This window comes from Bacillota bacterium, assembly GCA_040754315.1.
Classification (GTDB): domain Bacteria; phylum Bacillota; class Sulfobacillia; order DUSP01; family JBFMCS01; genus JBFMCS01.
Genome location: JBFMCS010000031.1, coordinates 1 through 6824 on the forward strand (window position 1 = coordinate 1; position 6824 = coordinate 6824).

General features: G+C 59.0%; 7 protein-coding genes. 6 read left to right on the forward strand and 1 reads right to left on the reverse strand.

Annotation, left to right across the window (positions count from 1 at the left end):
- A partial coding sequence (locus AB1576_06100) for a hypothetical protein (GenBank protein ID MEW6081338.1) occupies positions 1-210 on the reverse strand: 210 nt, incomplete at its 3' end.
- A 499-nt stretch (positions 211-709) separates the two neighbouring features.
- Between AB1576_06100 and AB1576_06105 the strand changes: the two genes are divergently transcribed.
- The 6 genes from AB1576_06105 to AB1576_06130 all read left to right on the forward strand — a co-directional run.
- A complete protein-coding gene (locus AB1576_06105; protein ID MEW6081339.1) occupies positions 710-1933 on the forward strand; it encodes a dicarboxylate/amino acid:cation symporter in 1224 nt (407 codons plus the stop codon).
- A 232-nt stretch (positions 1934-2165) separates the two neighbouring features.
- Positions 2166-2483, forward strand: coding sequence for an Asp-tRNA(Asn)/Glu-tRNA(Gln) amidotransferase subunit GatC (gene gatC / locus AB1576_06110; protein ID MEW6081340.1), 318 nt, complete (start codon positions 2166-2168; stop codon positions 2481-2483).
- Entirely contained in the window at positions 2480-3937 is a 1458-nt protein-coding gene (gene gatA / locus AB1576_06115) for an Asp-tRNA(Asn)/Glu-tRNA(Gln) amidotransferase subunit GatA (protein MEW6081341.1), read from the forward strand. Before gatC ends, gatA begins: the two co-directional genes overlap by 4 nt.
- The gene (gatB, locus tag AB1576_06120; protein MEW6081342.1) at positions 3937-5376 is read left to right on the forward strand and encodes an Asp-tRNA(Asn)/Glu-tRNA(Gln) amidotransferase subunit GatB; all 1440 of its coding nucleotides are present in this window, start codon (positions 3937-3939) and stop codon (positions 5374-5376) included. Before gatA ends, gatB begins: the two co-directional genes overlap by 1 nt.
- Positions 5377-5407: 31 nt before the next feature.
- Positions 5408-6112, forward strand: a complete 705-nt coding sequence (locus AB1576_06125; protein ID MEW6081343.1) for an HAD family hydrolase — start codon at positions 5408-5410, stop codon at positions 6110-6112.
- Positions 6113-6206: 94 nt separating this feature from the next.
- Positions 6207-6824: LD-carboxypeptidase (locus AB1576_06130; protein ID MEW6081344.1), on the forward strand; the 618-nt coding region annotated here is incomplete at its 3' end.

Here is a 6824-nt window from a genome sequence, read left to right on the forward strand (position 1 = left end):
TTTCCGTCCTTGAGCCACCGGTGCAAGGTGGTCTTGGAAAGCCTGTATGTTCTCTCTACTTCCAATTGCCTCAACAGCATCCAGCATTACCTCGTTCAACCAAATCTCATATTCTTGCTTGTCTGGCGCGGTCTCAAATGGCGGGTCAACTTCAATCCGTTCACCGTTGACCACCACGAAATCCTCACCAATCTCGTTTATAGTATACATCATTTTTACTTCCTTGTCAAATGCTTCGGGCAGGTTTGTGGAGGAAAAGCCAGTTATCCGGTAACTGTTTCATCCTCCTTCGAATCAATTGGATGGTTTTGGCCAAACATTGAAAGTCCCACTTTCTTTGTTGGCAAGAGCAGGCATGCATGAAGCAGTCTTGCGTCCAGAGCCGAAACACGGGCTTGGTGGGGATCCCCCTAAACATGAAGAGACTAAGGTTCAGGTTCGTGTGGCAGCAACTTCGATACCATCTTGGTTTAGTCCGGGCTGCGACAGGACCCCAGCAATTACCAGGAACAGGCTAACTGGCAATATCCAGGCCCATCCTGCCACATCAGGCGGAGCCCCAGGCAGGGCCCGCAAAAGCCTTTCTGCAAACTTGGCGGAGGGTGGTAGGAATTTCCGGGATTTATGCCGAACCACCAGTAACTGGGACTTCATCTGCCCGGAAAGGAGGCTAGCTGGTCAGGGCAGATCCCCATGAAGGAGGGTGAACATGAAGATCGGGCTTCTGGAAAGGGTATTCATCGGGTTCGTGGTGGGCGTCATTGTAGGTGCCATCGTGGGACCGGCGGCATCCAGTATCAAGTTCTTCGGGGATATCTTCATCAGGCTACTTCAGATGCTGGTAATCCCGCTGGTCTTCAGTACCCTGGCAGTAGGAGTGGCCGGAGTAGGCGGCGTCAAGCTAGGGAGGGTTTTTGGTAAGACTCTGTTCTTCTACTACATCACGTGCATCTTCGCACTCATCATCGGTCTTACAATGGCCAACGCCTTTAACGTGGGAACTGGCATCGCGCTGGGGGAGTTGGCCCAGATGGAGATCCAGACGCCTCCACCCTTCCGTGATGTGCTTCTTAACATAATACCTACAAACATCGTTGACGCAATGGCAAAAGCCACCATGCTTCAAGTTGTATTCTTCGCCATCGTCTTCGGGATCGCCATGGGATGGGCGGGCCAAGCCTCGGAGATGGTGAAGTCCCTGCTGCAATCCATCGCCGACATAATGTACAAGATCGTCAGTATGGTGCTGCTGTACGCCCCGATAGGTGTCTTCGCTCTCATGGCGTGGACTGTGGGGAATCACGGCCTGAGTGTGCTGAAGCCCTTCGGGACGCTCATTCTCGTTGTATATGTAGGCTGCCTAATCCATGTCTTTGTGGTACATGCCATCTTCGTCCGGATATTCTGCAAGATCAACCCATTCAGGTTCCTCAACAAGGTCAAGGAAGCACCTATCTATGCCTTCACCACAACGAGCAGCTCTGCCACTTTACCCGTGACCCTGCGGGTGGTTAGGGCAGCCGGCGTATCTGATTCCGTATCGGGCTTTGTGCTTCCCATCGGTGCGACACTGAACATGGACGGGACGGCGCTCTATCAAACCGTTGCTGCGGTATTCGTGGCCAACGCCTTAGGCCTGAGCCTTTCAATGCAGCAACAAGTCATCATTGCCGTGACGGCACTGCTGGCCTCCATCGGCACGGCAGGCGTGCCTGGTGCGGGCCTCATCATGCTGATGACGGTGCTAAGCTCGGCAGGCATTCCGGTGGAGGGCGTAGCCCTGATCGCTGGCATAGACAGGATACTCGACATGGCGCGAACGTCTGTGAACGTTGTCGACGACATCACCGCTGCAGCCATGGTCGCGACAACAGAGGGCGAGAGGCTCAGCGAGGACCTGTATGTCAGACCGCAGGTTTCCCGAAAGGCATAGTCTAAGTAACCCTGAGGCCCCGCCCGTATACCCGGCGGGGCTTCAGGCCGTTCCCCGCCTGGACGAGAAATACACCCGCATTGAGCAACGCCCGTGTTCCCTGCCCTGGCCACCTTCCTCTCCCGCATACACATGGCTTGCTTCATAGCCCGACGGTGGGGGAACGTTGACACCCCATGCCCCGTGAGATACGATTACAAGGTAAATGCAGGAGAAATGGGGGTGAAGGCCTTTGGCCATAGATCGCAGTCTGGTGGAGCACGTCGCCTTGCTGGCGCGGCTCCAGCTGGGTGAGGAGGAAAAGACCTCTCTGCTTGAGCAGCTCAACAAGATCCTGGACCACGTGAGAAGGCTCGAGGAGATAGATGTTGAAGGAGTCCCCCCCACCTTCCACGTGCTCCCGGACATGAGAAACGTGATGAGACCTGACGAGCCCAGGCCATGCCTTCCCCGGGATCTCGTACTCTTAAACGCCCCGGATAGGGCCGAGGGGCAGTTCCGAGTACCCAGGGTAATCGACTCCGGCCCGAGGGAGGGGACAGGCTCATGAGGCTTCATGACATGACCCTCGCCGAGGTGTCAGGACTCTTGGATGGGGGCGAGGTCACTCCCGAAGAGGTCTGCCTGGAGGCCATCAACCGCATTGACGAGGTCGAAGGCGATGTCCGGGGCTTTGTAACCCTGGACAAGGACACTGCCTTGGAGGCTGCCCGGTCCCTCAACGGGAAGAAACGGCACGGCCCCCTTGATGGCATCCCCTATGCTGTCAAGGATGTCATCTGCACAAGGGGCACCCGTACAACCTGCGGCTCAAGGATCCTGGAGGACTTCGTTCCCCTCTATGACGCCACCGTTGTTGAACACCTCAAGCGCCGGGGCGCCATATTCCTGGGCAAGACCAACATGGATGAATTCGCCATGGGGTCTTCCTGTGAAAACTCGGCGTTTTTCTGTACCAGGAACCCTTGGGACCTTCAGAGGGTGCCCGGGGGATCAAGCGGGGGCTCCGCCGCTGTTGTGGCAGCGGGAGAGGCCTGGTTCTCCCTGGGTTCAGATACCGGGGGCTCAGTCCGGCAGCCTGCCTCCCTCTGTGGAGTTGTAGGGCTGAAGCCCACTTACGGGCGGGTGTCCAGGTACGGTCTCATTGCATTTGCCTCCTCCCTGGACCAGGTTGGGCCCCTTGCCAAGGATGTGACCGATTGCGCTCTGGTGCTGGAGGCCATCGCCGGCCATGACCCCCGGGATTCCACATCAGCCGGCGTTGAGGTGCCCTCGTACACCAGTTTCCTCACAGGTGACATTAAGGGTATGAGGCTGGGCCTTCCCTTGGAATACCTGGGGGAGGGGACCGAGCCAGGGGTGCGAGAGGTCATCCTCAAGGCTGCCCAGACCCTGGATTCCCTGGGTGCCTCGGTGGAGGAGTGCTCCTTGCCCCACACCGAGGCAGCGCTCTCCGCCTACTACCTCATAGCGCCCGCGGAGGCCTCCTCCAACCTGGCCCGCTATGATGGAGTGCGCTACGGCTTCAGGGCTAGCAGCGACGACCTCCTTACCATGTACAAGGAGACACGGCAGAGAGGCTTCGGGGCAGAGGTAAAGCGCCGGATAATGCTGGGCACTTATGCCCTGAGTTCTGGCTACTACGATGCCTACTACCTGAGGGCACAGCGGGTGAGGACACTGGTACGCCAGGACTTCGACCGGGTGTTCCAGCGTTTCGATGCGCTCGTAGCCCCCACCTCGCCCACGGTGGCCTTCAAGGTGGGAGAGAAGGTGGATGACCCACTCACAATGTACCTGTCGGACGTGTGCACGATCCCGGCCAATCTCGCTGGTATCCCGGGACTGTCGGTTCCCGCTGGCTTCTCTCAGGACATGCCCGTGGGGCTGCAAATCCTGGGCAGGCCCTTTGATGAGGGGACCATCCTCAGGGTAGGATACGCCTTTGAGCAGGCCCGTGGAATTCACAGGACCAGGGCCCAGGTGAAGGGAGGTCTAGCGTGATGGGGAAGTACGAAGCCGTTATCGGCCTGGAGGTTCATGCGGAACTCTCCACGGCGACCAAGTTGTTCTGCGGCTGTCCCACCACATTTGGGGCCGAGCCGAACACCCAGACCTGCCCCGTGTGCCTGGGCCTCCCGGGCGTGCTTCCAGTACTGAACGAGCTGGCCGTTGAATATGCCGTTAAGGCGGGCCTGGCGTTGAACTGCAAAATCGCCGGTTTCAGCCGGTTTGACAGGAAGAACTACTTCTACCCCGATCTCCCCAAGGCATACCAGATCTCCCAGTATGACCTGCCCCTGGCTGCTGGCGGTTACCTTGAGATAGGTCCGCTGGAGACGCCCAGGCGCATTGGAGTCACCCGGGTCCACCTGGAGGAGGACGCCGGGAAGCTGGTTCACGAAGGCCCGGGGACACTAGGGCGGTTCTCCCTGGTGGACTGTAACAGGACGGGTGTGCCCCTCATAGAAATAGTATCCGAACCGGATATCCGCAGCCCCGAGGAGGCCAGGGAGTACCTGGATAACCTCAAGAACCTACTGGAGTACGTCGAGGTCTCCGACTGCCGCATGGAGCAGGGCTCGCTCCGGTGTGACGCCAATGTCTCAATCCGGCCGGCAGGGACTGAGGAACTGGGGACTCGCACGGAGATCAAGAACCTCAACTCCTTCCGGGCGGTGCTCAAGGCGCTGCAGTACGAGATAACCCGCCAGGAGGAGCTGGTGGAGTCCGGCTTTGAGGTTGAGCAGGAGACCAGGGCATGGGATGAGGCCAGGGACGTTACAGTGCCCCTGCGTGGAAAGGAAGATGCCCACGACTACCGCTACTTCCCGGACCCGGACCTTGTACCCATGGCACTGGAAGCAGGCTGGGTCGAACGGGTAAGGTGCTCTCTTCCCGAGCTCCCGAGGGACAAGAAAAAGAGGTTTGTTGAGGGCTACGGGCTGCCTGCGTATGATGCTGAGGTGCTTACGGGCAGCCAGGCCATGGCAGACTACTTCGAAAGGGCGGCCCAGGCATACAAGGATCCCAAAGTAGTCTCTAACTGGGTAATGGGTGAGCTGCTGAAATACTTGAAAGCAGAGGGGCTTGACATAGCTGGTTCCCCGGTAGGCCCCGAGGCGCTCAGGGAAATGCTGGGGCTTGTCGACACAGGGACCATAAGTGGCAAGATGGCCAAGGGCGTCTTCGAAGAGATGTGCAAGACAGGCAAGAGCGCCGCGATGATTGTGAAGGAGTCAGGGCTGGTCCAGATAACTGACGAGATTGAGCTGGCTGCTGTTGTCGACCGGGTCGTCAAGGAGAATCCCGGCGTGGTGCAGGACTACCTGGGTGGCAAGGACAAGGCCCTGGGGTACCTGGTGGGACAGGTGATGAAGCTAACCAAGGGCAAGGCCAACCCTCAACTGGTCAATGATATCCTCCAAGGGCGCCTTCGCTAAGAATACCAGCCAGGCAGGGGAAGGTGAGACAGTGCTGACGGCAGTGACTTTTGACCTGTGGAGCACCCTGTGGGATGATGACGGTGAGATCACCCGTCACCAGATACGAACCAGCCGGATTGAGGATACACTCAGGGCTCGGGGACACGAGCCCCCGGAGGGTGCCATCCGGAGTGCCCTTGAGGCCTGCGGGCAGCGGGGCAAGGCGGTGAGGGCTCAAGGCCACAGGGACTTCCCCCCAGAGGAGCAGGTCCCCTTCATCTTGGGGATCCTGGGAATAGAGGCTGATCCTGGTCTAGTGGACGTCGTGATGGAACCCTATATTAACACCTTGCTGGTAGAAGCCCCGGCTGTCCTTCCTGGGGCCCGGGAGGCTCTCAGGGCGGTCTCCCAAGTATACAGGGTGGGTCTCATCTCCAACACCGGAGTGAGCCCAGGCAGCTCCATCAGGAAGGTACTGGAGAGCCAGGGCCTTAAGGGCTTCTTCTCAGGCCTTACCTTCTCGAATGAGGTGGGCTGGGTGAAGCCTCACCCGGTCATCTTCAAGGATGCCCTGGAACAGCTGGGGGCTAGCCCCCAAGAAGCAGTCCATGTGGGTGACGACCCCTTTGCCGATGTGGCGGGTGCCCAGCGATTTGGCATGAAGGCGATACGCTATGGTTCCTTTGACCCGGAGGCGGAGGTTTCCATCCTAGACTATGGAAACATCATGGAGGTGCTGGACACTCTCTCCTAATCCTGTGCGTTGCCGGGGGCCTCAAGGGGCCTCCGCCGCTTTCAGGGATGCCTCCTATAAGGAAACCCGGGACGTCTTGCGGGAGGCGGTTTTCATGATCAGGCCCCCGGTGTTAGAGAGGGGTGACACCCTTGGTGTAGTGTCTCCCGCAGGCCCAGTGAGGCGCGAGCGGCTTGAGGCCGGACTGGCGAGCCTGAGGGCCCTCGGCTTCCACCTGGTCCTAGCCAGGCACGTCTTTGACAGGGATGGCTACCTGGCGGGCCGGGACGAGGACCGCGCCGGGGACATGATGGAGATGTTCCTCTCCCCTGGTGTCAAGGGCATAATTGCTGCCAGGGGTGGCTATGGGTGTGCTCGCATGGTGGACCTCCTGGACTACAGGGCCATTTCGCAAAGCCCCAAGGCCTTCGTGGGTTCCAGTGACATCACCTTCCTCCACCTTGCCCTCCAGCAGAAGGCAGGCCTCATAACCTTTCACGGCCCCATGGTCGAGGTGGACCCCGAGACCGGTTTCCCCTCCTATAGCCTTGAAGGGCTGTTCACAGCTCTTACCGTAACCCGGCCCCTGGGCTTCCTAGGCATGCCTCCGGGGACACGGACTCGAGCCCTCTCGCCTGGAACCGCAGAGGGGCCACTGGCAGGCGGGAACCTGTCGCTTTTAGTATCCAGCTTGGGTACTCCCTATGAACTGGACACCCTGGGGAAGATACTC

Bases quoted from the DNA above. Each gene is read 5' to 3' on its own strand.
- AB1576_06105 (MEW6081339.1), top strand. From the start codon at position 710: ATGAAGATCGGGCTTCTGGAAAGGGTATTCATCGGGTTCGTGGTGGGC.
- gatA (MEW6081341.1), top strand. From the start codon at position 2,480: ATGAGGCTTCATGACATGACCCTCGCCGAGGTGTCAGGACTCTTGGAT.
- gatB (MEW6081342.1), top strand. From the start codon at position 3,937: ATGGGGAAGTACGAAGCCGTTATCGGCCTGGAGGTTCATGCGGAACTC.